This is a genomic window from Sphingomonas sp. PAMC 26621 (genome assembly GCF_000251145.1).
Classification (GTDB): domain Bacteria; phylum Pseudomonadota; class Alphaproteobacteria; order Sphingomonadales; family Sphingomonadaceae; genus Sphingomonas.
The window spans coordinates 61,983-88,067 of the sequence record NZ_AIDW01000022.1; the positions used below are offsets into that span (position 1 = coordinate 61,983).

Here is a 26,085-nt window from a genome sequence, read left to right on the forward strand (position 1 = left end):
TTCGCTACCCCATCTGGTCCACGACAGCGCGGTCGGGATTTGCTAGTAACGCGGGATTAAACAACCTCCCTCAGCATGGGACGATGATCGTACACCCGCCGCAGACCGAAACGCTTCCCTTGTCCGCGCGCTGGTCAGCACGCGCCGGCTCGATCGTGGGATATGCGGCCTTTGCCGCCGCGATCTTCCTGCTCGGTTATGTCGGGATCACGCTGACCCGCGGAAGCGGGACGATCGCGGCGCTGTGGGTGCCCAACGCCTTGCTGTCCGCCGCCATCCTGCATGGGGGCTGGCGCCGCTCAGGCGGGTGGATCGCGGCGGCCTTGGTGGGCTTCTCCGCCGCCAATTATGCCGTGTTCGATCCCAGCCGGACCAGCCTGTTCTTCCCGCTCGTCAACGTCGGCGAGGCGGTGCTCGGTTGCTGGCTATATACGCGCGGCCGCCGGGGCGCGCATGACGCCGCGCGCCCGGACATGCACAAGATCAACGACGTCGCGCGTTACGTAGTGTGCTGCTCGATGATCGCACCGGCCGTGTCGGGGCTGATCGTCGCCGTCCAGCTTGCACCACCCGGGGAATGGCTCGATCTGCCGACTTGGGGAAGCTGGTCGCTTGCCGACGGTCTCGGCATGCTGATCACCGGCCCGGTCGCGCTGATCGCGATCGAGGCGTGGCCGCGCCGGCGCCAGATCGATCGGGCGCGCATCCCTGAAATTGTCGCGATCCTGCTCGGGACTGCGGCGATCGCGCTGATCGTCTTCGGCCAGACCCGCTACCCGCTTGCCTTCTTCTGCCTGCCGATGATGATCATCGCCGCGCTTCGCCTCGGCATCACCGGGACCGCTGCCGCGATCTTCATCGTCTCGGTGATCGCAACGGCGGATACGCTGCTCGGATCGGGGCCGATGTGGCTGCTCAACGTCACGCTCAGCACGCGGATTCACGTGCTGCAACTGCTGCTGGCGACCGCCTTCGGGATCGGGCTGCCGTTCGCCTCGATCCTGAGCACGCGCGACCGGACTCGCGCCGAACTCAAATACGCCCGCGATTTCTCCGACACGTTGCTCGCCGCGATGCAGGAAGCGGTGTTCCGCACCGATGCCGAAGGGCGCTGGATCTTCCTCAACCGCGCCTGGGAAACGCTTACCGGCTATACGGTCGAGGAGAGCCTCGGCTGGAGTACCGCGCGGCTGCTCCATCCCGAGGATCGCAGCCATGCGGTGACGCATTATCCCCGGATCGTCTCGGGCGAGATCGAGGAAACCAGCCTCAAACAGCGTTTCTTCACCGCCGGCGGCGAATGTCGCCACATCGAGGTGACGCTGCGCCGCCTCAGCACGCCCGACGGCCGCTTCGACGGAACGATCGGCACGATCCGCGACATCACCGCCGCGGTGGCGACCCAGCGCGCGCTCGAGGACAGTGAGGTCCGGTTCCGCCGCCTCGCCGAAGCCGCGCCGGTCGGCATCTTCCGCGCCGGTCCGGATGGCCGGCTGACCTATGTCAATCGCGCCTGGGCGATGAAGATTGGCCTGTCGGTCGAGGAATCGCTGGGCACGGGCTGGATGAAGACGCTGGTCGATCCCGACACCTTCACCCGCGAACCCGCATGGCACGGTCTCAAACCGGGGATGGTCAAGGTCCGCGACTTCGCCTTCCACGGGTCCGACGGCGGCGAATTATGGGTGCAGAGCGTCAACAGCGCCGAGTTCAACAGCGACGGCGTATTGACCGGCTATGTCGGGGCGGTCGTCGACATAACCGAACAACGCCGCGCGCGGATCGCGCTCGCGGAAAGCAAGCGGCTGTTCGAGACGCTTGCCGACCTTTCTCCCGCCGGGATCTACCGGTCGAACGCGACGGGCGGCATCACCTATGCCAACCGCGCCTGGCTCGATGTTGCCGGCCTGACGTTCGAACAGGCGCTGGGCGAGGGCTGGATACCGGCGGTCCATCCGGACGACCTCCAGCGCTTGCGCGAGGAATGGCGCGCCACCGTTCTCGACGAACGGGAATTGCGGACGGAATTCCGCTTTGTCCGGTCGGACGGATCGGTCTGCTGGGTCGAGACGATCACCACCAGCGAGCACGATGACTCCGGCCGACAGGTCGGCTTCATCGGCGTCAACGTCGACATCACCGAGCGCAAGGCGACCGAGGCGGCGCTACGCGAAAGCTCCGAACAACTGAAGCTGCTTGCCGAAAACGCGACCGATGCGGTGTTCCGGATGAGCATCGACGGGGTCTGTCTCTACGTTTCCCCTTCGGTGGTGGACGTGATCGGGCTCACCCCGCGCCAGCTCGTCGGGCGCAACCTGCTGCGCGGCTTCCACCCGGATGACGCCGAGATGGTGATTCGCCTGCACCGCGAACTCGGCGCCGGGATCGCCGAACGGCGGGTGCTTGCCTATCGGCTCGAGCGGATCGATCGCCCGGGTACCTGGACGTGGCTCGAATCGAACAGCGGGCTAGTGCGCGATCCGGTCACCGGCGAGCCGCGCGAGATCATCTCGTCGGTGCGCGACATCACCGAACGCAAGCGGCTCGAACTCGAGCTCGATTCCGCGCGCCGCCATGCCGAGGTCGCCGCGCAGGCCAAGTCGAGCTTCCTCGCGAACATGAGCCACGAGATCCGCACCCCGATGAACGGCGTGCTCGGCTTTACCGAATTGCTGCTCGCGGAGGATCCCCGCGACGACCAGCGCCAGAAGCTCCAGATGATCGCGGATTCGGGCAAGGCGATGATGCGCCTGCTCAACGACATCCTCGATCTGTCCAAGATCGAGGCGGGGCATGTCACGCTCGCGAGTGACCGGGTCGACTGGCACCATCTGGCGCGAAGCTGCGCACGGCTGATCAAGCCGCTGACGACGACCGCGGGGATTGCGCTCGAGGTCGAGGTCGCGCCGGAGGTTCCGCCCGCGGTGATCGGCGACGGGCTGCGCTTGCGACAGATCGTCCTCAACCTGCTCGGGAATGCCGCGAAGTTCACCGAGCGCGGGTCGATCCGGCTCAGCGTCGGGATCGACGGCGAGACGATCGTCGTCGCGATCGCGGACACCGGGGTCGGGATCGCCGAGGACCGACAGGGCGCGATTTTCCACGAGTTCGTCCAGGAGGACACCAGCACCTCGCGGCGCCACGGCGGTACCGGGCTCGGCCTTGCGATCTCGAACGAACTCGCGCGGCTGATGGCCGGGACGATCACGCTGACCAGCAAGGTCGGCGTCGGCACGACGGTGACGCTGCGCGTGCCGCTGATCGTAGCGCCCTCGGCGGCGCCGCCCGTCATGTCGCCCGGGCCAGCGTGCGTCCTCCCCGCGGTTCCGGGGGCACGCGTCCTCGTGGCGGAGGATCATGATGTCAATCAGGCACTCATTAAGGCAATGCTAACGCGGCTTGGCTACGCTCCTGCCATTGCCCGTTCGGGGCTCGAAGCGATTGCGATGGTGGAGCGGACTCGCGGGACGGGCGCTCCGTTCGCGCTGGTGTTGATGGACATGCAAATGCCGGAACTCGACGGAATTGAAGCCACCAGGCACATTCGCGCCAGCGGCGTGACGGCGGACGATCTGCCGATCATCGCGCTGACCGCCAACGCCTATGCAAGCGATGTCGAGAGTTGTCTCGACGCAGGGATGCAGGGGCATATCGCCAAGCCGGTGCAGATGGGCCAACTCGACGAAACCGTGCGCCGCTGGGCGGTCGGCACGCGCGCGCCTGCGATCGCCACCGCGCCCGCGACCAGCGCTGACGCCGAATTGCAGGGGCAATTCGATACGCGGGTGCGCAACCTGTTCGCGCTGTACGACGCCACGGTCGCGCGCGAGTCCTGGGATGCGGCAGCGATCGACGCCTTGCGCCACGCGCTGCATCAGGTCGCCGGGACCGCCGCCTTCTTCGGGCGCGGCGACCTCGGCACGCTCGCGAGCCGGATCGACGATGCGCTCGATATCCCCGCCGGAACAGAACGCGATGCGGTGGTGCGCTCCGGCCACGCCCAGTTGCAATGCTTGAAGCAGGCAGGATAAAATAATGGCCCGGATCGTAATCGTCGACGACGACGAACTGGTCTGCGCGATCGTCGCGCGGACGTTGACCCCGCTCGGCCATGTCGTGCTGCCCGTGCGCGACGGCGACGACGCGCTCGACAGCCTGTGGGAATCGAGCCCCGACCTGGTGATCCTCGATTGCGCGCTGCCCGGCAAGACCGGGCTCGCGATCCTCGGCGAGATGCGGACCTCGGCGATGTTTCGCGGGCTGCCGGTGCTGATCCTGACCGCGCGACGCAGCGACTGGCACGTCAAGATGGCGCTGGAAGCCGGCGCGAACGCCTATATTCGAAAGCCGTTCGAACCCGCCGACCTGATCGCGCAGGTCGCCGCTTTGCTCTCCCCGCCCGCGCCCGCCAGCACTGCGGCGGACACGTTGCTCGACTGCGACCGGCTCGCCGACCTACGCGGTGCGGTGGGCGTCGACGATGCCAACCGGTTGCTCGGGATGATGCTGCGCGACATCGCGGCGCGGACCGAGGCGATCACCGGCGCGCTGGCGCAAGGCGACTTCGTCCGCGCCGAGCGCGAGGCACATGCGTTGCGCGGCGCGAGCAACGGGATCGGCGCGCTCGATCTCGCGCTGGTCTGCCTGACGATCGAACGCGGCGAATGCCGGTCGAGCGAACGGCTCGAGGGCTGCGCGCTCCGCACGATCGCCGCGATCGAGCAGGCGCGCACCGCCCCCAGCGCGGCGGGCTGACGCTCAGCCGTTCAACCGCTCAGGCGGTGACGTCGAGCGCCTGCAACGCGAGGATCGCCTGAGTTCGGTTGGTAACGCCCAGCTTGCGGAAGATCTGCGCGAAATGCGTCTTCACGGTCGTTTCGGCGATCCCCAGTTCATAGGCGATCTGCTTGTTCTGGCTGCCGTCCGCCGCCGCGCGCAGGACGCGGAACTGCGCCGGCGACAATTCGCCGATCCGCGACGGCGTGATCGCCGCCTCGTCCTCGGGCTCGGTCATTTCGGGCGGGAACGCATTTCCCCCGCCGAGCAAGGTGCGGATCGATGCGACCATTTCGCTCATCGGCGCGCTCTTGGGGATATAGCCGCTCGCTCCCTCGCGCGCGGCACGGCGCATCACCACCGGTTCGTCGGTGCTGCTGACGATCGCGATCGTCGCGCGGGGCTGCAGCCGGCGCAGCATCAGCAACCCGGCGAACCCCTGGACGTCGGGCAGCATCAGGTCGAGCAGGATCAAGTCGAACCGCCGCTGTTCGGCGGCCGCCACCGCTTCGGCAATGGTCCCGACCTTCACGGTATCGGCACCGGGCACGACCTGTTCGGTCGCCATGCCAAGCGCAGCGGCACACATCGGATGGTCGTCCGCGATCAATACGGTCTGGGTCAAAGCGATACTCCCCCGGAAATATCCCATTTATAGTCGATCCTCGGCCCAAATATCACGATTTTTCGTAATTCCTGTGTGACGATCGATGGGTTTGTCATGCTACCCCCAAAATGTGACAAGAGCTACACCTTCGATACAGGCCGCGGCGATCGTTCTGCTGCTGGTGCTCGCGGTCCACCTCGCGGTGTTCTGGCCCGGGATCATGACCTGGGACGCGATCCGTCAATATGGCCAGGCGGTCAGCGGCCAATATGACGACTGGCACCCACCCGCGATGAACTGGCTGTGGCACCAATTGCGCCACGTCGCGGACGGACCGGCGCCGATGCTCGTGCTGCAGGCCTCGCTGTACTGGGGCGGAACGCTGCTGTTGCTGCTCGCCGCGCTGCGTCGCGGCCGGCGGGGTGCCGCGGTGACGATCGGGGTGCTCGCCCTGTCGCCGATCGCGCTCGTGCTGGTCGGCACGATCCTCAAGGACAGCCTGTTCGCCGGCGCGCTGCTCCTCGCCGCCGGGCTGCTCGCGATCGCGCCGCCCGGCGCGCGCTGGCCCCGCATCGTGGCAGCGCTGGTGCTGGTGGCGGCGGCGACGCTGCGCTTCAACGCGGTGCCCGCCTGCCTGCCGCTGCTCGTCGCGCTCTGCCCGGCGGCGTGGCGCGCGACGCTGCCCCGGCTTGCCGCGATCAGCGTGCTCGCCGCCGTCCCGCTCGTCCTAGCGCTGCCGCTTGCAAACGCCGCGCTACATGCAGAGCGGAGCGGGGTCGAACTGTCGCTGGTGATCTACGATCTCGCCGGGACCGGCCGGTTCAGCCATGCAGACACCTTCCCGCCGCTCGCCGCGCGGGATCCGGTCGCGGTCAACCGCGGCTGTTATTCACCGATTTCGTGGGACAGCTATGCCTGGTGGGGCCCCGCCCCCTGCCCGATCGGCTTCGCCGCCTTGCGCGCGCCGCTCGCGACGAAGCCCGGCCCCTATGGCTGGTGGCTTGCGGCGCTGGCGGCGCACCCGGTCGCCTATCTCGAGCATCGGCTGACGCATTTCGATCGCAACACGCGCTTTCTCGTCCACGATGCCGACCTGCCCGTTCTGTCACTAGAGTCCGACCCGAACCGCTGGGGCTATGCGGTCGCCCCCAACCCGGTTCGCACGTGGACTTCGACGCTGGCAGTGGCGAGCGTCGCCACGCCGCTCGGCTGGCCGGCGTGCTGGATCGCGCTTGCATTCGGGCTGGTCGTGCTGCGCCCGTCGCTGCGTGATGGCGGGGTCGCGCCCGCGCTGGCGTGGTCGGCGCTGCTCTATGCGCTGAGCTATCTGCCGCTCAGCGTCGCCTCCGAAGTCCGCTATCACTTCTGGACGATCGCCGCGACCGGCGTGGCGGCGGCGCTGCTGCTCGGCCAGCGCGCGACATGGGCGGTGCCACGCTGGCGGCAAGCGCTCGCGGTCGTGCCGTTCGCCGCGATCCTGCTGGGCAGCATCGCGGCGCGGCTGGTTTGACGCTAAATCAGCGCCCCTTGGCGGGGGTTGCGGCGGCGGCGGCTGCCTGACTCTTGGCGATGCCCTGCATCATCTCGGCGGTCGCGACCTGCTTCGTTTGAAGCGCGCGCGCGCAATTGGTCATCGTCGTCGCGATATCCTTGCCCAGCGGCTCCTTGCCGACGGCAACCACCGCGCTGCGGAACTTTTCAGGCGACAGCTTGGCATCGACCCGTCCGAGATAATAGGTCACCGTCAGGATCGCGACCTGCTTCTTTTTCGCATCCGGCTCCTTCTCCGCGAAGACGTTGCTGACCAGCAGGCAGCGGACGTCGGGATCGGCGGTCGGCGTCTGCGCCGATGCGGCCGCAGGGAGCAGCGCGAGCGAGAGAACCAGCGAGAGAGGGGCAATGTGGCGGCGCAAGGGAATTCTCCGAACAGACACATGGAGCAAACACCATGCTGGACGCGCCCTTAGCCCGGTTTCCGCGTCGACGGCAATGCGGACCAACGCGCGCCCGGCGCGTCCTGGCGAGACCGCCGGTCGCCGACTGACAGCCGAGGACTGCCGTGTCTGATGGGGTGTGAAATCTCTGGTCGGGGCGACAGGATTCGAACCTGCGACCCCCACACCCCCAGTGTGATGCGCTACCAGGCTGCGCTACGCCCCGACCGAGGGAGGCGCGTCTAGGCCGAGAATGCGGCGGATGCAAGTCACTTGAATTGCCCCAATGGCAATAAGCGGTTGGCAAGCGCCTGGACCACGCGCGGATCGCCCGATTTGAGCGGCGTGATGAGCAGCGCCGCGCGCCGCTGGAGGATTCGGTCGAGCGCGGTCGGAGTCGCGCCGCGCGCGGCGGTTTCGGCAAGCGTCGCGCCGACCGGGTCCTTCGGGTCGATCGCGAGCCGCAGCAACGCCGCCAGCCCGGGGAACAACGCGCGCTGCCCGCCGAGCGCCACCGCACGGTCGAGCGCCTCGAGCCCAGACGCCTTGCGCGCCCCGAGCGCACCGCGCGCCATCAACTGGCCGAGCGACTTGACCGCGCTCAGGTGCCACGCCCCGAGCGCCGCCTGCGCCTCGGCATCGCGCGGGTTGCGCGCGGTGATCGCCTCGAACTGCGCCTTAGCGGACAGCGCATCGGCGCGGCTGTTGGTCAGTTTCGCGCGGTAGCTCGTCGCCATCGCACGCGTGAGCTGCGCCTCGGCATCGCCCGGCGCGTGCGCGAGCGTCGCTGCGGCGGTCGCCTCGACATTGGCGATCTGTCGCAGCGCGCTCGGTTTGTCCTGCGCGACAAAGGCGGTCTGCGTCAGCGTCTCCCGGCTGGTCTCGGCGAACGCAGCATTGAAGGGTCCTGCCGCCGCGGCGCTCACGAGAACGGCACCGAGGCACGCAACTGACTGTTTCTTCATACGATTCGCTACGCCTTTTCACTCGCCATCGCACCATCATGGCAAGCTAACGAATCATTCACCAGTTAGGGTGCGCCAGAAAGTCCCGTCCCACGCCTTGACGCTCATCTCGACCACGCCGAGATCGCGGATCGCGCGGCCGAACACCTTCGAATGCTCCGCCGCGCCATGCGCCGCGAGCGCCTCGGGCGAGGCCCAGCGTTCCGCGATGCGGATCACGTCCGGGTCGGCGACGTCGAACGCGAAGCTGTAGGCCTCGCACCCGTCTTCCTCGTTCACGCGCGCGACATGCGCGGCGAGCAGGTCGGTGATTTTCGCCGCATCGCCGGGCGCGGTGCGAATGTGTCCGAGAACGAGGATTGTCATGGTCGCGTCTCCAAAAGTCATGATCCGTTGCACCGAAGCGCATGAGATGATAGCGCGCGCCGCTTGTAGCGGGGTGTCTTCATCCCGCAATCCCGCTTGCCGATTGGCGCTGGCGGGCCAGTTTTACCAAGGTAGCCCATGTTCGCCACCCCCGCCTTCGCCCAGACTACAGGTGCCGCCTCCGGCTCCGACGGCTTTCTGTCGCTGCTCGTCAATTTCGGCCCGCTGCTGCTGGTGTTCGTCGCCTTCTACTTCATGATCCTGCGCCCGCAGCAGTTGCGCGCGCGCAACCAGGCCGCGGCGATCAATGCGGTCAAGAAGGGCGATTCGGTCGTCACCGCGGGCGGTATCGTCGGCAAGGTGACCAAGGTCGAGGACCGCTTCGTCGAGGTCGAGATCGCGCCCACCACGCGCATCCGCGTCGTCAAGGCGACCCTCGCCGAAGTGACGCCGCTCGGCTCCAAGCCCGCGAACGACTGATCCGATGCTCGATTTTCCCCGCTGGAAGGTCATTTCGATCTTCGCTTTCCTCGCCGCGCTGATGGCGCTGGCGATCCCGAGCTTCCTGCCCGAGTCGGTCACCGACCGCTGGGGCGCGTTCCCGCATCCGCGGGTCAACAAGGGGCTCGATCTGGCGGGGGGCAGCTATCTGCTGCTCGAGGCGAATACCGACGAGCTGGTCAAGAACCGGCTCGAGGCGATGCGCGAGCAGATCGTCTCGCAAATGGCGCTCAGTCCCGCGATACCGATCGGCGACATCGCGACCGACAACGGCAAGCTCAGCTTCATGCTGCGCAACGTCACCCAGCTCGATGCCGCGCGCGAGCGCCTCAACAAGCTGACCGGCGGGGTCGGCCTGACCGGGCAGCGCGACTGGGACCTGCAGGTGGTCGATTCGTCGCGCGTCGTGATGACCCCGACCGAGGCGGGCATCAACGCCTCGATCAAGGAAGCGATGGCGACCGCGACCGACGTCGTGCGGACCCGCATCGACAAGCTCGGCACCAAGGAGCCGACGATCGTCGGCCAGGGCACCAGCCGGATCGTCGTTCAGGTTCCGGGTCTCAAGGACCCCCGCGCGCTGCGCGAGCTGATCGGCAAGACCGCCAAGCTCGAATTCAAGATGGTCGCGGACCAGCCTTACACCCCGGGCGGGATCATCCCGGCGGGCACGCAGGCGCTCCCCTATCCGGAGGGCGGCCCCGGCGCGAAGATCCTCGTCAAGCGTCAGGCGATCCTGACCGGCGACCAGCTGCTGACCGCCAAACAGGCGTTCAAGCAGGAGGACAACGCCCCGATCGTCGACTTCAGCTTCAACTCGGACGGCGGGCGCAAGTTCGCCGAAGTGACGCAGGCGAACACCGGCAAGCGCTTCGCGGTGATCGTCGACGATGCGGTCATCTCGGCCCCGCGCATCAACACGCCGATCCTCGGCGGTGCAGGCTATATCGAGGGTTCGTTCACGGTCGAATCCGCGAACAATCTCGCGATTGCGCTGAGCTCGGGCAAATTGCCGATCTCGCTCAAGATCGTCGAGGAACGCACCGTCGGCCCCGACCTCGGGCAGGAATCGATCAACGCGGGCGTCCGCGCTTCGGCGATCGCGGTCATTCTGGTGATCGTGTTCATGATCGCGACCTATGGCCGCTTCGGTTTCTATGCGGACTATGCGGTCATCATCAACGTGGTGGTCATCATGGGGGTGCTGGCGCTGCTCAACGGCACGCTGACCCTCCCGGGGATCGCCGGCTTCGTGCTGACGATCGGCACCGCGGTCGACGCGAACGTGCTGATCAACGAGCGTATCCGCGAGGAACGCCGGCGTGGCCGCAGCGTGATCCAGTCGGTCGAGCTGGGCTATAAGGAAGCGAGCCGGACGATCTTCGAGGCGAACGCGACGCATGCCATCTCGGGTGTCATCATGCTGATGCTCGGTTCGGGTCCGGTGAAGGGCTTCGCGGTCGTGCTGCTGATCGGCATCATCACCTCGGTGTTCACCTCGGTGACGTTCACCCGGATGCTCGTGGTGTTGTGGATTCGCCGCAACCGCCCGACCGAAATCAACATTTGATCGGCCAGACACCATGCGCCTCCTGAAAATCGTTCCCGACAACACCAACCTCCCCTTCGTCTCGCTGCGCAAATGGGCGTTCGGGCTGACCATGCTGCTGTCGATCGCCGCGATCGGCCTCGTCTTCGCGCGCGGGCTCAACCTCGGCGTCGATTTCGTCGGCGGCCTGATGATCGAGGAGAAGTTCGCCTCTCCGCCGTCGCTTGACAAGCTGCGCAGCACGATCGACCGGCTCGAGCTGGGCGAGGCACGGCTCCAGACGGTCGGCAACGACAATACCATCTCGATCAAGCTGCCCCCGCCGCAGAGCAGCGACGAGGGTGCCGCCAACCGCATCGTCCAGCAGGTCCAGTCCGCGATCACGCGCGACTTCCCCGATGCGCGGTTCTCGCGGCAGGATTCGGTCAGCGGCAAGGTCTCGGGCGAGCTGATCTGGAAGGGCATCCTCGCGGTTGTGCTCGCGGTCGTCGGGATCGGCCTGTTCGCGATCTTCCGGTTCGAATGGCAGTTCGGCGTCTCGACCGTCGTCGCGATCGTCCACGACGTGCTGATGACGCTCGGCTTCTTCGCGCTGACGCGGTTCGAGTTCGACCTCAACATCGTCGCCGCAGTGCTGACGATCATCGGTTACTCGATCAACGACAAGATCGTCATCGACGATCGCATCCGCGAGAACATGCGCCGCTATCGCAAGATGGACATGTCGGGGATCGTCGATCTCTCGGTCAACGAGACGCTCCCGCGCACCGTGATGACCTCGGTCACGATCCTGCTCGCGCTGTTCGCGCTGCTGATCTTCGGTGGCCCGGTGCTGCGCGGCTTCACCGCGGCGATGATCCTCGGCATCTTCGTCGGGACCTATTCGTCGATCTACGTGTCGTCGTCGCTGCTGATCACGCTGGGCCTGCGCCCCGATCCGAGCCTCGCCGAGCCGGTCGCTACGCCAAAGCCGGCCAAGCCGCGCTGATGCAGATCGAAAGCGCGAGCGGGACCGGCCCGGCGATCACCGGCTTTTCGGCCAAGGGCTATAAAGTCGAGGCCGGGTCGTTCCGCGGCGTGTACCGCGCGCTGACGATCACGCCCGACGCGGTCGCCGAATGGGACGCGCCCGCGCTCGAGACGCTTTCGCCCGAATCGTTCGCCGACCTGCTCGCGATCGATCCGCGCCCCGAGTTCCTCCTCCTCGGCACCGGCGCGACGATGCAGCGCCCCGCCCCCGCCTTCATCCGCGCGCTCGAGGCGCGGGGGATCGGGGTCGAGGCGATGGACAGCCGTGCGGCGGCCCGTGCCTGGGCCGTGCTGCGTGGAGAGGGCCGCTGGGTCGTCGGCGCGCTCTATCCGCTTTGATCGGCTGACGCGGCGCGCTATTGCTTTGCGGAACATGCGCCTGCGTCTGCGTCTGATATGGTGCTTCCCCGGCGAAGGCCACTAGCAGAAGCGCAACGCGAACAGGTCGGGACCGTATCGATGAAATCGCTTGCCGCCATCCTGCTGGCCACCGCCGCCCCGACCATCGCGGCGGCGCAGGTGCCATCCCCGCCCCCACCGCAGGCTGCGCTCAAATACGTCAGCCCCGACGAATGGCTCTGCCGCCCCGGCCGCAGCGATGCGTGCTCCGCCAATCAGGACGCGACGATCGTCCGCGCCGACGGATCGCGGACGATCGAACGGTTCGACCGCGACGAGAACCCGAAGTTCGATTGCTTCTACGTCTATCCGACCGTCTCGGCCGACCCCGCCCCCAATAGCGACATGATCGCCGGCCCCGAGGAAATCGCGGTCGCGGGCAGCCAGGCCGCACGCTTCACCAAGCATTGCCGCGTGTTCGCGCCGCTGTACCGGCAGGTCACGCTGCTCGCGCTGCGCGAGGCGTTGCAGGGCAAGCCGATGCCCGACGTCCGCGCGCGCGCCTATGCCGACGTGAAGGCGGCGTGGGACGAATATCTCGCCTATGACAATCACGGCCGCGGCGTCGTGCTGATCGGCCACAGCCAGGGCGCGGGGCTGCTCAAGGACCTGATGGCGCGCGAGATCGAGGGGAAACCGGTCCAGCGCCAGATCATCTCGCTGATCATCCCCGGCACCAACGTCGCGGTCCCGGTCGGGAAGGACGTCGGCGGCGACCTCAAGTCGACGCCGTTGTGCCGCAGCAACAAGCAGAGCGGGTGCGTCGTCAGCTACGTCAGCTTCCGCGCGGAGACGCCGCCGCCCGAGTTCAGCCGCTTCGGGTCGGTCGACCAGCCCGGCATGACCGCCGCCTGCGTCGACCCCGCCGCGCTCGACGGCCAGCCCAAGCCGACCGACGCGTATCTCGGCGCGCGCGGCGCCGGGATGGGCAGCGCGCCGCAACCCGCATGGAGCCGCGACGGCGCGCCCGTTACCACGCGCTTCGTCAAGGTCCCGGGCCTGATCAGCACGCGCTGCGCCACGTCGGGGCGGTTCAGCTATCTCGCGGTGACGACCAACGCCAATCCGGACGACAAGCGCACCGACACGATCGTCGGCGAGATCCTGCGCGACGGGCACCCGCTCGCGGCGTGGGGGCTTCACCTGATCGACCTGCCGATCGAGATGGGGGATCTGGTCGAACTGACCGAGGATCAGGCGAAGGCGTGGCTCGCGAAGAACCCGCCCTCACCCGCGGGCTGACACCAGTCCGGCGAGATGCGCGTAGAGCGCGGCGGTGTTGGCGGGCCAAGTAAAACGCGCCGCCCCCCGCCGCACTGCGATCGGATCGGTCGCCTGCGCCAGCACCGCGCGAATCCCCGCCGCGAACGCTTCGGGGGTCCGCGCGACGATGCGCCCGTATGCGGGGTCACTCACGACCTCGCACGCGCCACCGGCGTCCGCGATCACGATCGGCGTCCCGCAGCCGAGCGCCTCGACCCAGGCGTTGGCGAGCCCCTCGGAATCGGACGCGAGCGCCATCGCGTCGGCGGCCGCGAGCAGCGCGGGCAGATCGGCATGCGGCACCGATCCGAGCAGCGTCACCCGCCCCGCGACCCCGCGTGCTTCCGCCTGCGCCTGAAGCGCGGCGCGTTCCGGCCCCTCGCCTGCGATGATCAGCGTCGCATTGGGAAGCGCGGCGAGCGCGTCGATCACCACGTCATGGCGCTTGCGCCGGATCAACGCGCCGAGCGAGACGATCAGCGGACCGACCACCCCGAGCGCGGCCTTGGCACCGCTACGGTCGCCGGGCGCGAACCGGTCGAGGTCGACCCCGGTGTGGTGCAGCCGGATCCGCTCGCCCGGCATGCCGAGCGCGATCATGTCGGCGCGCATCGCCTGCGACACCGCAAGCATTCCGCCCGCCGCCTGCCCCGCGGCGATCACCTGCCGTGCGGTCGCGGGCGCGCGGCCCCAATGGTGGATGTCCGCGCCACGCGCCTTGATCGACACCGGCACGCCGAAATGCCGGCCGAGCGCGATCGCAGCAGGGCCGTCGGGGAAGAAGAATTCGGCATCGATCACGTCGAACGGAAAGTCGCGCCGCAGCGCGGTCAGCAGCGGGATCAGCGCGCGCGTCAGCGCCCGCGCATGGAACCGCCCGCCGGTCCCGGGAAGCGTGAGAAACCGCGGTCGGCGGACGTCGAGCCCCTTCCAGCGCTCCTGCCGTGGCACGCCCGCGAGCCCCGCAAAGCGCGTATGGCGCGAGAGCGGCCACGGCGGCAAACCGACCGGCGCGACGACGCGCAGGTCGACGTCCGGGTGTGCCGCGAGCCCGAGCGTCTGGCGTTCGACGAACACCCCGAAATTGGGCCGCGTCGCATCGGGAAACAGGGTGGCCAGGGTCAGGACGCGGAGCATGCCGCCCCGCTACCGGGTTTCCGCCAAAACGAAAAGCGGTGCCGTCACCCCGGCGAAACGCGGGGTGACGGCCACCGGGGAATCAGATCCGCTTCGATCCCGGATACGCCAGTGCCAGATCGCTCCCCGCATCCGCCTTGATCTCGCAGCGCCCCTCGAGCGTCAGGCATTCGCCCGCCTTGAACGCAACGCCATCTGCGACCCCCGCGCCGGTCAGCGGCACCAGCCACCCGGTCAGCCCCGCGGGGAGATCGACCACGCGCTCGCCCCCGGCGAAGCGCTCGATCACGAATTTCGGCCCCTCGGCAAGCACCTGATGATCCTTGCCGTCCTGCGGCGGGGTCGGCAGCGGGACGAACGGCTCGGGATCGGAAACCTTGACCCCGGCATCGAGATGCAATTCACGGTCGCTGCCGTAGTCGTACAGCCGGTACGTCAGGTCGACATTCTGCTGGATCTCGACCACCGTGATCCCCGCGCCGATCGCATGGACCGTGCCCGCCTCGGAATAATAGAAATCGCCCGCCTTCACCGGCTTCCAGTCGAGCAGATGCTCGATCGAGCCGTCGAGCGACGCCGCGCGCAGTTCGTCCGAGGTCATCGGCTTGAGCGTGCCGAGCGCGATCGTCGAATCGGGTTCCGCCGCGAGGATGATCCACGCCTCGTCCTTGCCGCGCGGATAGCCCGCCGCTTGTGCCGCGGCATCGTCGGGATGGACCTGGACCGACAGTTTTTCGCTCGTGAAAAGATACTTTACGAGCAGGTCGGGCTCGCCCGCATGCGGAGTCTGGAACCACACCTCGCCGATCTTCTCGCCGTCCGCCGCCGGATCGGGAAAACCGGGCCACAGCGTGTGGCGTCCCCAAGGCTTTTCAACGCGTTTGGTGGCGAGCAAGGTGGCGGTCACGGGTTTGTGTCTCCTGAAGCGATTCATGTCGCAAACGCAGCATTCGCGCGAAGTGATCCGCGCCTGCCGAGAAACGATCAAGCAAAAAGCGCCGGGCGGAAGCCGCGCCGGGGGAAACCCCGCCGAAAAACATTGTTCGCGCCTCCACGCTTCGGCTAAGACCGGCCCCGATGCGTACCCCACATGCCCGCTCGCCCCTGTTTCGTGCCACAGCGCTCGCGCTGATCGCCGCCACCGCCTTCACCACCGCAGGCTGCGCGAAGCGTGGCAAGTCCGATATCCCGTATATCGCGCGCGACGTCGGCACGCTGTACACGACCGCGCGCCAGCGGCTCGACAATGGCGATTACAAGATCGCGGCGGCGCTGTTCGACGAGGTCGAGCGCCAGCACCCCTATTCGGTGTGGGCCCGCCGCGCGCAGTTGATGAGCGCGTTCAGCTATTATCTCGCGCATGATTACACCGCCTCGATCCTGTCGGCGCAGCGCTTCCTGTCGGTCCACCCGGGCAACCGCGACGCGCCTTATGCCTATTACCTCGTCTCGCTCGGCTATTACGAGCAGATCAGCGACGTCACGCGCGACCAGAAGATCACGCAGCAGGCGCTCGATTCGCTCGGCGAACTGACGCGGCGCTATCCCAACACCAAATATGCCGCCGACGCGCGGCTCAAGATCGATCTCGTCCGGGATCACCTCGCGGGCAAGGAAATGGAAATCGGCCGCTTCTACGAGCGTCGCGGCCTGTGGCTCGCCGCCGACGGCCGGTTCCGTCACGTGGTCGAGGATTATCAGACCACCACGCACGCGCCCGAGGCGCTGATGCGCTTGACCGAGACGTCGCTCGCGCTCGGCGTGCCGGACGAGGCGCGCAAGGCCGCCGCGGTGCTCGGCGCGAACTATCCCGGCACGCAATGGTATGAGCGCGCGTACAAGCTGTCGCAGGAACATCCCCCCGTCGCGGTCGCCGCGATTGCGCCGGGCCAGCCGATCGTCCCGCTCAACAGCACGCTCAGCATCCCGACCAAGTCGAAGGAGATCAACCGCGACACGCGCGCGGCGCCGGTCACCAACGGATCGTCGACCAACCCGGGCAACCCCAACCCGGGCCAGTAGGCCCGGTGCAGCGCGTTCCGCCGCGGCCGGATGCAAAGAACAATTCCGGAACGCCGCGGGATAGGCTAGAGGCGACGGCACGATGCTGATTTCGCTGTCCATTCGCGACGTCGTCCTGATCGAAGCGCTCGATTTGCACTTCGTCGAAGGGCTTGGCGTGCTCACCGGGGAAACCGGCGCGGGCAAGTCGATCCTGCTCGATGCGCTCGGCCTCGCGCTCGGCGGGCGCGGCGAGGCGGGCCTCGTCCGGCAGGGCGCGACGCAGGCGGTCGTCACCGCGACCTTCGACACCCCCGCCCCCGATGGCCCGATCGCGGCAGCGCTCGCCGAGAACGGGTTCGACAGCGATCCCGGCGAACCGCTGTTGATCCGCCGCATCGTCAAGGCCGATGGCGGCAGCCGCGCGTTCGTCAACGATCAGCCCGCCTCCGCCGGTCTGCTGCGCGAGATGGCGCAGCATCTGGTCGAGATCCACGGCCAGCATGACGACCGGGGTCTGCTCAATGCGCGCGGGCATCGCGCCTTGCTCGATTCGTTCGGCCGCGTCGATACCGCCGCCACCGCAGCCGCCTACAAGGCATGGCGCGCCGCCGAAGGCGCGCTCGCGACCGCACATGCGACGATCGAGACCGCGGCACGCGACCGCGAATGGCTCGAGCACAGCGTCGCCGAATTGCGCGCGCTCTCCCCCGAACCGGGCGAGGAGGAAACCCTTGCCGAACGCCGCCGCTCGATGCAGCGTTCGGAGAAGATCGCCGACGATCTGTCCGCGATCGAGAACTGGCTCGAGGGGTCCGATGGCGGCCTTGCGCAGCTCCGCCAGGCCGCACGCGTGCTCGAACGCGTCGCAGAGGATCATGCGTCGCTGGCCGAAGCGCTCGCCGCGATCGATCGCGCGGTGATCGAGGGTGCGGTCGCCGAGGAACAGTTGCGGATCGCCAAGACCGACCTGTGGTTCGATCCGTCCGCGCTCGAGGATGACGAGACGCGCCTGTTCGAATTGCGCGGGATGGCGCGCAAGCACCGCGTCCAGCCCGACGAGCTGGCGGATCTCGCCGCGGACCTGGAGGCGAAACTCACCGCGCTCGATGCGGGCGAGGAAGGCATCGCCGCGCTCGAACGCAAGCTCGCGACCGCGCGCGCCGACTTCGACCGCGCCGCCACCACGCTGACCAAGGCGCGCACCGCCGCCGCCGAGCGACTCGACGCCGCCGTGCGGGGCGAGCTCGCACCGCTCAAGCTGGATGCCGCACGGTTCCGCACCGTCGTCGCCCCGGCCTCTGCGGACGCATGGTCGAGCGCGGGCAAGGACCGGGTCGAGTTCGAGATTTCGACCAACCCCGGCGCGCCGTTCGCACCGCTCGTCAAGATCGCCAGCGGCGGCGAATTGTCGCGCTTCATCCTCGCGCTCAAGGTCGCGCTTGCCGAACAGGGCAGTGCGGCGACGATGATCTTCGACGAGATCGACCGCGGCGTCGGCGGCGCGGTGGCGAGCGCGATCGGCGACCGACTCGCGCGGCTCGCGGGGGGCACGCAGGTGCTCGTCGTCACGCACAGCCCGCAGGTCGCGGCACGCGGCGCGCAGCATCTGCTGATCGCCAAGCGGCATGACGGCGTGGTCACCCGCACGGGCGTCACCGCGCTCGACGATGCCGACCGCCGCGAGGAAATCGCGCGGATGCTGTCGGGTGCGGAGATCACCCCCGAAGCGCGCGCGCAGGCGGACCGGTTGCTCGAGACGGTGTAGCGCGGGCGCTGCCGCGTCGCCTGAACCCTGCCCGTCAGGCCCCTACGCTCGGCGGGATGCGGCCTTTCCAACGCCCCCGGTCAGAACGGAATCGTCACCGTCACCATCACGCGTTTGTCGTTCAGCCGACCGGGCGTGGTGTACAGATTCCCCCGCACCCCCTTTCCCAGATCGACCCCGATCCCCGGGCCGCCCACCCCCGCATAGCGTTCGGGTAGCGTCTTCAGCCGGTATTTCTCAGCGGCGTCGCGCGTGCCGCACACCACGATGTCGCCTCCGGGCTCCCCCGCGGGACAGGTGGAGGGCCGCCACGGCGGTGGCAAATCGACCGTCTTGCGCGAGTCCGCCGCCGGTGCGGGCGGGGCCGCCAGTTGCAGGACAGCAACGATCGGAAGGATCGGAAGCATCATAAACCGTTCTCCGCGCGGCCAATCGTGCCGAGGCTATGGTAGATCGCGTGGTCCCGCAATCGCCGACCAAGCAAAAGCCGCGACAAGCCCGTAATAACCTGCTACACCACCCAAATCGCGCGACACCGCTCCCAAGCATCGCGCGGCTGAGAGACGTACCGCGCTCCCGCTTGTTACCCCGGACGCGCTTCGTGTTTCTCGACTTTTCTCTTTCAGGTCAGCCTGTTCGCAGCGGTTTTTCCGCGCACGGTTGATCAAACGCCATCGGGTGCGCCGGCCGGGGCCGGACGACGCACTCGTCTTCGATCTCGGCCCCATCCGGATGCTGCCCAAGAGGGGTACCGTCCGGGCTTAAGGAATACGTTATGGCTATCGGCACAGTTAAGTTCTTCAACGCCGACAAGGGTTATGGTTTCATCGCGCCTGAGGGCGGCGGTGGTGATGCGTTCGTCCACATCAGCGCAGTGGAAGCTGCCGGTATGGCAACGCTCGATCGCGACCAGCGCGTCTCGTACGAGCTGGAAGAAGATCGTCGCGGCAAGGTCTCGGCTGTAAAGCTCGCCCAGGCCTGATCGGTTTACGATCCGGGGGTGTCGCCGTCACGGCGGCACCCTTGCTCGCTTCACGGTGGGCTCGTTCCTTTCATGCGTGGAGACCTCCGACGAACACTACAGCCCTGTTCTATCGCGATCGTGCCCGCCAGGCCGAAACCGATGCATCCGCCGCCACGCTCGACAATGTCCGCAGCCGCTGGTTGCGCGCCGCCAAGGCATGGGACGAAATGGCCTCCCGCGCGGAAAAGACCGCCGAGCGCCGATCGACCAACGAGGAAGCCAAGCATCTCGCCGAAATGGACGCGAGCGAAGACGATTGACTTGAACTGCGCCGTGGCCCTCCGCTAGCGCAGGGGCCATGGACGCCCCCCTCCCCACTACAGACTCCGCCGCCGCCACCGAACTCGCGCAGCTTGCCGACGAGATCGCACGCCACAACCGGCTTTATCATACCGACGACGCACCCGAAATTTCGGATGCCGCCTATGACGCGCTGGTCCGCCGCAACGCCGCGCTCGAAGCCGCCTTCCCGCACCTGATCCGCAGCGACTCGCCGAGCGTCCAGGTCGGTGCCGCCCCCGCCGCGCATCTCGCCAAGGTCGCGCACGCGCGCCCGATGATGAGCCTCGAGAACGCCTTCGCCCCCGACGAGGCGATCGAATTCGTCGCACGCGTCCGCCGCTTCCTCAACCTGCCCGAAGACGCCGCCGTCGCGTTCACCGCCGAGCCCAAGATCGACGGCCTGTCCTGCTCGCTCCGCTACGAGAACGGCACGCTCGTCCAGGCACTCACCCGCGGCGATGGCACGGTCGGCGAGGACGTCACCGCCAATGTCGCGACGATCCCCGACATTCCCGCCATGCTCAAGGGCGACGCCCCCGCAGTGTTCGAGATCCGCGGCGAGGTCTATATGGCCAAGGCCGATTTCGCCGCGCTCAACGCCCGCCTGCTCGCCGAGGCGGACACACCCGAGAAGGCGCGCCAGTTCGCCAACCCGCGCAACGCCGCCGCCGGCTCGCTCCGCCAGAAGGACGCCGCGGTCACCGCCAGCCGCCCGCTGCGCTTCCTCGCGCACGGCTGGGGCGAGACGACCGCGCTCCCCGCCGACACGCAATATGGCGTGATGCAGGCGATCGCCGGCTGGGGCCTCCCGGTCAGCGACCTGCTGATCGCCGCCCCCGACATGCCCGCCGCGCTCGCGCAATACGCGCAGATCGAGCACGCCCGCGCCGACCTGCCGTTCGACATCGACGGCGTCGTCTACAAGGTCGACCGGCTCGACTGGCAGGCGCGACTCGGCGCGGTGGCGAAGGCGCCGCGCTGGGCGCTCGCGCACAAGTTTCCCGCCGAGCGTGCCGAGACGGTGCTCGAGCGGATCGACATTCAGGTCGGCCGCACCGGCAAGCTCACCCCCGTCGCGCGGCTGACCCCGGTGACGGTCGGCGGTGTCGTCGTCACCAACGCCACGCTCCACAACAAGGACGAGGTCGAACGGCTCGGCGTCCGCCCGGGCGACCGGGTCGTTCTGCAGCGCGCGGGCGACGTCATCCCGCAGATCGTCGAGAATCTCACGCGCGAGGAGGACCGCGCGGCATGGGTCTTCCCGACGCAATGCCCCGAATGCCAGTCCGACGCGGTGCGCGAAGAGGGCGAAGTCGATATCCGCTGCACCGGCGGGCTGATCTGCCCCGCGCAGCGGATCGAGCGCCTGCGCCACTTCGTCAGCCGTGGCGCGCTCGATATCGAGGGGCTCGGGCTCAAGCAGATCGAGGACTTCTTCCGCGACGGGCTGCTCCATCACCCCGCCGACATCTTCCGGCTGACCGAGGCGCAACTGCTCGCGCGCAAGAAGGACGGGCGGGTGTGGGCGCGGAACCTGCTCGCGGCGATCGCGGCGAAGCGCGCGCCCGATCCCGCGCGCTTCCTGTTCGGGCTCGGCATCCGCCATGTCGGCGCGGTCACCGCGCGCGATCTGGTCAAGGCGTTCGGCACGGTCCAGCGAATCGCCGAGCTCGCCACCGCCGCGCACGACACCCCGGAGGCGCGACTCGAGCTCGAGTCGGTCGACGGTGTCGGCCCGGTCGTCGCCGAGGCGCTGGTCGATTTCTTCGCCGAACCGCATAACCGCGAGACCTGGGCGGATTTATTGTCGGAGGTGTCGCCACCGGCGTTCGTCTCCACCCTGCGGGAATCCCCGGTGACGGGAAAGACGGTGGTCTTCACCGGCAGCCTGGAGACGATGAGTCGCGACGAGGCAAAGGCGCAGGCGGAGACGCTGGGTGCCGGCGTCGCGGGGTCGGTGTCGGCCAAGACCGATCTCGTGGTGGCCGGCCCGGGCGCGGGGTCGAAACTGAAAAAGGCCGCGGAACTAGGGATTTCCGTCCTCGACGAAGCCGGCTGGGCGGCGCTCGTCCGCGACTTTGGGTGATGCTTTTTTGCAACGCACCATGAACGGATTGTAATCTTCCATTAAGTTCCCTCGAAACTGTCATCCAACCGAAATATTTCCCGTGCAGGGGCACGGACAAGACGATGCGGACAGGGTCACAGGCCCACCGCGATCGCTTTTTCCGAGATCCTGTAGGGGGACACTATGCGACACAATCTTCTTCTTGGCGCGGCCGTAGCGGCGCTGATCCTTCCCGCGGCGGCAAGCGCTCAGGAAACCACCGCCTCGATCCGCGGCACCGTCACCGCCGCCGGCGTCCCGGTTCCGGGTGCAAGCGTCGAAATCGTCGATGTCGCCTCGGGCACGCGCTCGACCACCACGACCGGCACTGACGGTGGCTATAACGCCAGCGGCCTGCGCGCCGGTGGTCCCTTCACGGTTTCGGTCAGCGCAGCCGGATATTCGACCGCACAGGTCACCGACGTCAACACGGTCGTCTCGCAGGCCTATGACCTGCCGATCGAGTTGGCCGCGTCATCCTCTGCTGATGGCCCCGACATCGTCGTGACGGCGTCGAGTCTGCCGCGCGCGCGCACCATTTCGCAGGGTCCCGCGACCGTCCTCAACGCTCGCCAGATCGCCAACATCGCAACCGTCAATCGCGACATCCGCGATCTGGTGCGCCGCGATCCGTTCGCGCGCCTTGACGACACCCCCACCGGCGGCCGTGCGATCTCCTTCGCGGGCCAGAACGCGCGCTTCAACCGCTTCTCGGTCGACGGCGTCGCGATCACCGACAACTTCGGCCTCAACACCGACGGCCTCCCCAGCCGCCGTTCGCCGATCCCGCTCGATGCGATCGGCCAGTTCCAGGCCCAGGTCGCGCCCTATGATGTACGCCAAGGCAACTTCCAGGGCGGCGCGATCAACATCGTGCTCAAGAGCGGCACCAACGAGTTCCACGGCACCGGCTTCTACGCGCTGTCGGGCGACGATTTCGTCGGCAGCCGCACCAAGGACATCAAGGTCAATGTCCCGAGCTTCAAGATCGAGAATTACGGCGCCGAGCTGAGCGGCCCAATCATCAAGGACAAGCTGTTCTTCATGGTCGCCGGCGAGCGGCTGCGCGGTGGTCGTCCGATCGCGGAAGGCCCGGTCGACAACAACGTCGGCACGGCGATCCCCGGCCTGACCCAGGCGCAGGTCGACAACATCTCGGCGATCGCGAAGAGCGTCTATAACTACGACACCGGCGGCGTTCAGCGGAATCTCGGCGACAAGGACGACCGCGTCGTCGCGAAGATCGACGCGAACATCACCGACGATCAGCGCCTGTCGTTGACCTACACCTACGCCAACGACGCGATCAACCTGCTCAACAACACCTTCACCACGCCGCCTCCCGGCCTCGGTCTGGCGTCGAACGCCTATATCCAGGGCAACCGCCTGCACACCGGCGTTGCGCAGTTGAACTCGACCTGGTCGGACAGCTTCTCGACCGAAATTCGCGCATTCTACAAGAACTACACGCGCATCCAGGATCCGCTGCTCGGCCGCGGCTTCGCGCAATTCCGCGTCTGCACCAACCCGACCAGCACGCAGGCCGGCAACAACCTGACCGCGTGCGACGGCAACGCGCCCGTCGTCTCGTTCGGCCCGGACAACTCGCGCCAGACCAACGCGCTGCACACCGAGACGTGGGGCGGCCTCGTGCAGACCCGCCTGACGCTCAACAACCACGACCTGCGCCTGTACGGCGAATTCCAGGACGTGTCGGTGTTCAACTCGTTCGTGCAGAACAGCGCGGGCAACTATTATTTCGACTCGATCGCGGACTTCACCAACCGTCAGGCCAACACCCTGACCTACGCCAACGCGATCCCCTCGCTGGTGCCGGACGATGCCGCCGCCAAGTTCCGCTACCAGAGCCTCAACTTCGGCATCATGGACGCGTGGAAGATCACCGACACGTTCAACCTGAACTACGGCATGCGCTACGATCTGTACGCGATGCACAGCAACCCGGCGCTCAACGCGGCCTATGTCACGCGCTACGCAAACGGCGCGATCGTCAACGGCGAACTCAAGACGATCGGTGCGAACACCACCAACATCTCGGGCTTCGGTCTCTTCCAGCCGCGCGTCGGCTTCGACTGGAAGCCGTTCACGCGCCTCAGCATCCGTGGCGGTGGCGGCATCTTCGGCGGCGGCACCCCCGACGTCTATGTGTCGAACAGCTTCTCGAACACGGGCGTCCTGACCAACTCGATCTCGGTCAACCGCAGCGCGACGGGGATCGGCTGCACCACGCTGACCACGGCGGCACAGTGCCAGGCCGCGCTCAACGGCGTGACCGGAACGAGCATCCCGGGCGCGGTCAACACCTACCTCAGCGGCACGACCGCGGCACCTGCTTCGACCACCAACGCGCTGGATCCGAACTTCAAGATCCCGTCGCAGTGGCGCGCAACGCTGAGCACGGAATACACCGCCAACCTCGGGCCGCTCGGCGACAACTGGATCTTCGGTGCGGACTTCCTGTACTCGAAGGTTCGCAACCAGGTGTACTTCACCGACATCCGCTCGCAGCCGATCGCCGGTTCGCTGACCCCGGATGGCCGCCAGCGCTACCGCAACATCATCGATGGCGCGGCGAGCACCAACACCAACACCGACATCCTGCTGACCAACACGACCAAGGGCCGTTCGTACATCGCGGTTGCGCGCCTCGACAAGACGTTCGACTTCGGGCTGAACATCAACGGCAGCTTCACCTATCAGGACGTCAAGGACGCCGCCCCGGCAACCTCGTCGACCGCAGGATCGAACTACAGCAACGGCGCGTTCTTCGATCCGAACAACGTCCAATATGGTATCTCGAACGATCAGGTTAAGTACTTCTTCAAGTACAGCCTGACATACGATCATGCTTTCTTCCGCGACTATAAGACGACCTTCGCACTGTTCGGGGAATCGCGCATCGGCCATCCGTTCAGCTACACGTTCCAGGACTTCGGCGGCACGCGCTCGGCGGTGTTCGGGACGACGGGTGTCAGTTCGGGTTCGGGCACGGGCGGCAACCGCTACCTGATGTATGTGCCGACGCTGACCGACACGCGCGTGTCCTACGTCGATGCCGCAACCCGCAATGCGGTCAACGCGTTCATCGATGCATCAGGTCTGGGCAAGTATCGGGGCCAGGTCGCACCACGCAACGCCTTCCACTCCAAGTGGTTCACGCGTCTCGACCTTCACCTGGCGCAGGAACTGCCGACCTATGTCGGCAAGTCGCGCGTCACGGTGTTCGCTGACATCGAGAACGTCACCAACCTGATCAACAAGAACTGGGGCCAGACCCGGGAATATGTGTTCCCGTACAACGCCGCCGTGGTTCGCGTGCAGTGCCTGACCACCGCCGGCAATGCCGACGGCGCCGGGACCGTCGCGACGAGCGCCGCCCAGAATTGCGCGCAGTATCGTTACTCGCCGGCCGGTGGCGCTACGTCGTTCACCCCGCCGACCGACCAGGTTTACGTCAACCAGTCGCTTTACTCGATCCGCATCGGCGCTCGCTTCAGCTTCTAAAGCGCGCTCCGAAGCTTCCTGGATCAACTGGCCGCCGTTCCTTCGGGAACGGCGGCCTTTTCTTTCATGCCGAGCTCCGGCGTCATACGGACAGGGACACGACCACACCCCGTTCGTTTCGAGCGAAGTCGAGAAACCGGGCACAGCGCAGGTTTCTCGACTTCGCTCGAAACGAACGGGGTCCGGTTCCGTCAAGCGTTCGTCAGGCCTAAAACGCCCCCGCCTCAGCCGCCGCCTTCGCATAGATCGAATTGATCGGCCGCGAGAACACCCGCCCCACCATCGGCTCGAAGAACGACAGCGGCGCGCTTTCGAACGCGGGGTCGAACGCCGCTTGGTCGTATTTCTCGCAGAATTCCGCGCACGCCTCGAAATGCGGATGCCCGCGATACGCCTCACGCAAGTCGCGATCCGCGCCGATGTAGTGGAAGAAATAATAGCCTTGGAACACGCCGTGAGTATTGGCGATCCAGTGCAGTTCCTCCGAGACGAACGGGCGCAGCATCGCGGCGGCGATCTCGGGGTGGTTATACGTCCCCAGCGTGTCGCCGATGTCGTGGAGCAGCGCCATCACGACATACGCCTCGTCGCGCCCGTCCAGATGCGCGCGCGTCGCGGTCTGGAGCGAATGTTGCAGCCGGTCGACCGGAAACCCGCCGTAGTCGCCATCGAGCAGCTTGAGATGCGTCAGCACGCGTCCCGGCAAGGTCTTGGCGAAATCGCCGAAATGCGACCCGATGATCCGCCAGTCGGCCTGGGTGCCGTGCTCCATCGCGGTGAACTGCGCGCGCTCGGGCATGTCGTTCATGGCTATCCTTTCCAAGGGTACGGGCCGCATCTGCCGCGCGGCAT

22 protein-coding genes and 1 tRNA gene are annotated in these 26,085 nt (G+C 67.3%); 14 read left to right on the forward strand and 9 right to left on the reverse strand.

Annotated elements, in window-relative coordinates; all coding sequences use genetic code 11:
* The first annotated feature begins 83 nt into the window (after positions 1-83).
* Both RI03_RS13070 and RI03_RS13075 read left to right on the forward strand, forming a co-directional pair.
* Complete coding sequence (locus tag RI03_RS13070) at positions 84-4,031, forward strand: PAS domain S-box protein (RefSeq protein ID WP_010217880.1); 3,948 nt, start codon at positions 84-86, stop codon at positions 4,029-4,031.
* A gap of 4 nt (positions 4,032-4,035) precedes the next feature.
* The gene (locus RI03_RS13075) at positions 4,036-4,755 is read left to right on the forward strand and encodes a response regulator (protein WP_010217881.1); all 720 of its coding nucleotides are present in this window, start codon (positions 4,036-4,038) and stop codon (positions 4,753-4,755) included.
* Between the two features lie 19 nt (positions 4,756-4,774).
* Here the strand turns inward: RI03_RS13075 and RI03_RS13080 are convergent, their stop codons facing one another.
* Complete coding sequence (locus tag RI03_RS13080) at positions 4,775-5,401, reverse strand: response regulator (RefSeq protein WP_026046711.1); 627 nt, start codon at positions 5,399-5,401, stop codon at positions 4,775-4,777.
* A gap of 112 nt (positions 5,402-5,513) precedes the next feature.
* Here RI03_RS13080 and RI03_RS13085 point away from each other — a divergent pair, with 112 nt between their 5' ends.
* Positions 5,514-6,893, forward strand: a complete 1,380-nt coding sequence (locus RI03_RS13085) for a hypothetical protein (RefSeq protein WP_238542361.1) — start codon at positions 5,514-5,516, stop codon at positions 6,891-6,893.
* Between the two features lie 7 nt (positions 6,894-6,900).
* Here the strand turns inward: RI03_RS13085 and RI03_RS13090 are convergent, their stop codons facing one another.
* From RI03_RS13090 to RI03_RS13105, 4 genes are all read right to left on the reverse strand, one after another.
* Entirely contained in the window at positions 6,901-7,296 is a 396-nt protein-coding gene (locus tag RI03_RS13090; protein ID WP_010217884.1) for a hypothetical protein, read from the reverse strand.
* Positions 7,297-7,466: 170 nt separating this feature from the next.
* A tRNA-Pro gene (locus RI03_RS13095) sits at positions 7,467-7,543 on the reverse strand.
* A gap of 43 nt (positions 7,544-7,586) precedes the next feature.
* Positions 7,587-8,282, reverse strand: a complete 696-nt coding sequence (locus tag RI03_RS13100; protein WP_010217885.1) for a hypothetical protein — start codon at positions 8,280-8,282, stop codon at positions 7,587-7,589.
* A 54-nt stretch (positions 8,283-8,336) separates the two neighbouring features.
* Entirely contained in the window at positions 8,337-8,648 is a 312-nt protein-coding gene (locus RI03_RS13105) for a putative quinol monooxygenase (RefSeq protein ID WP_010164723.1), read from the reverse strand.
* A 138-nt stretch (positions 8,649-8,786) separates the two neighbouring features.
* Between RI03_RS13105 and yajC the strand changes: the two genes are divergently transcribed.
* From yajC to RI03_RS13130, 5 genes are all read left to right on the forward strand, one after another.
* Positions 8,787-9,128, forward strand: a complete 342-nt coding sequence (gene yajC, locus RI03_RS13110; protein ID WP_010164725.1) for a preprotein translocase subunit YajC — start codon at positions 8,787-8,789, stop codon at positions 9,126-9,128.
* Between the two features lie 4 nt (positions 9,129-9,132).
* The gene (gene secD / locus RI03_RS13115) at positions 9,133-10,719 is read left to right on the forward strand and encodes a protein translocase subunit SecD (protein WP_010217886.1); all 1,587 of its coding nucleotides are present in this window, start codon (positions 9,133-9,135) and stop codon (positions 10,717-10,719) included.
* Positions 10,720-10,732: 13 nt separating this feature from the next.
* Positions 10,733-11,686 carry a protein translocase subunit SecF gene (gene secF / locus RI03_RS13120; protein WP_010164728.1) on the forward strand — a complete coding sequence of 318 codons (954 nt, stop codon included), beginning with the start codon at positions 10,733-10,735 and terminating at the stop codon, positions 11,684-11,686.
* Positions 11,686-12,066, forward strand: coding sequence for an Mth938-like domain-containing protein (locus RI03_RS13125; RefSeq protein WP_010217887.1), 381 nt, complete (start codon positions 11,686-11,688; stop codon positions 12,064-12,066). Before secF ends, RI03_RS13125 begins: the two co-directional genes overlap by 1 nt.
* Before the next feature lie 120 nt (positions 12,067-12,186).
* Entirely contained in the window at positions 12,187-13,368 is a 1,182-nt protein-coding gene (locus RI03_RS13130; protein ID WP_010217888.1) for a DUF3089 domain-containing protein, read from the forward strand.
* Here RI03_RS13130 and RI03_RS13135 read toward each other — a convergent pair.
* Positions 13,354-14,526, reverse strand: coding sequence for a glycosyltransferase (locus RI03_RS13135; protein WP_010217889.1), 1,173 nt, complete (start codon positions 14,524-14,526; stop codon positions 13,354-13,356). The genes RI03_RS13130 and RI03_RS13135 overlap by 15 nt on opposite strands.
* Before the next feature lie 82 nt (positions 14,527-14,608).
* Positions 14,609-15,433 carry a class I mannose-6-phosphate isomerase gene (locus tag RI03_RS13140; protein WP_010217890.1) on the reverse strand — a complete coding sequence of 275 codons (825 nt, stop codon included), beginning with the start codon at positions 15,431-15,433 and terminating at the stop codon, positions 14,609-14,611.
* Positions 15,434-15,603: 170 nt separating this feature from the next.
* Here RI03_RS13140 and RI03_RS13145 point away from each other — a divergent pair, with 170 nt between their 5' ends.
* On the forward strand, positions 15,604-16,548 hold the full coding sequence (locus tag RI03_RS13145) for an outer membrane protein assembly factor BamD (protein ID WP_010217891.1): 945 nt from the start codon (positions 15,604-15,606) through the stop codon (positions 16,546-16,548).
* Positions 16,549-16,630: 82 nt separating this feature from the next.
* A complete protein-coding gene (gene recN / locus RI03_RS13150; protein WP_010217892.1) occupies positions 16,631-18,295 on the forward strand; it encodes a DNA repair protein RecN in 1,665 nt (554 codons plus the stop codon).
* An 80-nt stretch (positions 18,296-18,375) separates the two neighbouring features.
* Here the strand turns inward: recN and RI03_RS13155 are convergent, their stop codons facing one another.
* A complete protein-coding gene (locus tag RI03_RS13155) occupies positions 18,376-18,705 on the reverse strand; it encodes a hypothetical protein (RefSeq protein ID WP_010217893.1) in 330 nt (109 codons plus the stop codon).
* A 365-nt stretch (positions 18,706-19,070) separates the two neighbouring features.
* Here RI03_RS13155 and RI03_RS13160 point away from each other — a divergent pair, with 365 nt between their 5' ends.
* From RI03_RS13160 to RI03_RS13175, 4 genes are all read left to right on the forward strand, one after another.
* Positions 19,071-19,277, forward strand: a complete 207-nt coding sequence (locus tag RI03_RS13160) for a cold-shock protein (protein ID WP_010164742.1) — start codon at positions 19,071-19,073, stop codon at positions 19,275-19,277.
* A 41-nt stretch (positions 19,278-19,318) separates the two neighbouring features.
* Positions 19,319-19,579 (forward strand): hypothetical protein, encoded by a 261-nt coding sequence (locus tag RI03_RS13165; protein ID WP_037515284.1) that lies wholly within the window; start codon positions 19,319-19,321, stop codon positions 19,577-19,579.
* Between the two features lie 38 nt (positions 19,580-19,617).
* The gene (gene ligA, locus RI03_RS13170) at positions 19,618-21,687 is read left to right on the forward strand and encodes an NAD-dependent DNA ligase LigA (RefSeq protein WP_010217894.1); all 2,070 of its coding nucleotides are present in this window, start codon (positions 19,618-19,620) and stop codon (positions 21,685-21,687) included.
* Between the two features lie 165 nt (positions 21,688-21,852).
* Entirely contained in the window at positions 21,853-25,233 is a 3,381-nt protein-coding gene (locus RI03_RS13175) for a TonB-dependent receptor (protein ID WP_010217895.1), read from the forward strand.
* 208 nt (positions 25,234-25,441) lie between these two features.
* Here the strand turns inward: RI03_RS13175 and RI03_RS13180 are convergent, their stop codons facing one another.
* Positions 25,442-26,032 (reverse strand): HD domain-containing protein, encoded by a 591-nt coding sequence (locus RI03_RS13180; RefSeq protein ID WP_010217896.1) that lies wholly within the window; start codon positions 26,030-26,032, stop codon positions 25,442-25,444.
* Between the last annotated feature and the right edge of the window lie 53 nt (positions 26,033-26,085).

Excerpts from the sequence above, each read along its gene's own strand:
- RI03_RS13070 (WP_010217880.1), top strand. The coding sequence starts at position 84 with ATGATCGTACACCCGCCGCAGACCGAAACGCTTCCCTTGTCCGCGCGC.
- RI03_RS13075 (WP_010217881.1), top strand. The coding sequence starts at position 4,036 with ATGGCCCGGATCGTAATCGTCGACGACGACGAACTGGTCTGCGCGATC.
- RI03_RS13100 (WP_010217885.1), bottom strand. The coding sequence starts at position 8,282 with ATGAAGAAACAGTCAGTTGCGTGCCTCGGTGCCGTTCTCGTGAGCGCC.
- RI03_RS13105 (WP_010164723.1), bottom strand. The coding sequence starts at position 8,648 with ATGACAATCCTCGTTCTCGGACACATTCGCACCGCGCCCGGCGATGCG.
- yajC (WP_010164725.1), top strand. The coding sequence starts at position 8,787 with ATGTTCGCCACCCCCGCCTTCGCCCAGACTACAGGTGCCGCCTCCGGC.
- secD (WP_010217886.1), top strand. The coding sequence starts at position 9,133 with ATGCTCGATTTTCCCCGCTGGAAGGTCATTTCGATCTTCGCTTTCCTC.
- secF (WP_010164728.1), top strand. The coding sequence starts at position 10,733 with ATGCGCCTCCTGAAAATCGTTCCCGACAACACCAACCTCCCCTTCGTC.
- RI03_RS13125 (WP_010217887.1), top strand. The coding sequence starts at position 11,686 with ATGCAGATCGAAAGCGCGAGCGGGACCGGCCCGGCGATCACCGGCTTT.
- RI03_RS13130 (WP_010217888.1), top strand. The coding sequence starts at position 12,187 with ATGAAATCGCTTGCCGCCATCCTGCTGGCCACCGCCGCCCCGACCATC.
- RI03_RS13135 (WP_010217889.1), bottom strand. The coding sequence starts at position 14,526 with ATGCTCCGCGTCCTGACCCTGGCCACCCTGTTTCCCGATGCGACGCGG.
- RI03_RS13145 (WP_010217891.1), top strand. The coding sequence starts at position 15,604 with ATGCGTACCCCACATGCCCGCTCGCCCCTGTTTCGTGCCACAGCGCTC.
- recN (WP_010217892.1), top strand. The coding sequence starts at position 16,631 with ATGCTGATTTCGCTGTCCATTCGCGACGTCGTCCTGATCGAAGCGCTC.
- RI03_RS13155 (WP_010217893.1), bottom strand. The coding sequence starts at position 18,705 with ATGATGCTTCCGATCCTTCCGATCGTTGCTGTCCTGCAACTGGCGGCC.
- RI03_RS13160 (WP_010164742.1), top strand. The coding sequence starts at position 19,071 with ATGGCTATCGGCACAGTTAAGTTCTTCAACGCCGACAAGGGTTATGGT.
- ligA (WP_010217894.1), top strand. The coding sequence starts at position 19,618 with ATGGACGCCCCCCTCCCCACTACAGACTCCGCCGCCGCCACCGAACTC.
- RI03_RS13175 (WP_010217895.1), top strand. The coding sequence starts at position 21,853 with ATGCGACACAATCTTCTTCTTGGCGCGGCCGTAGCGGCGCTGATCCTT.
- RI03_RS13180 (WP_010217896.1), bottom strand. The coding sequence starts at position 26,032 with ATGCCCGAGCGCGCGCAGTTCACCGCGATGGAGCACGGCACCCAGGCC.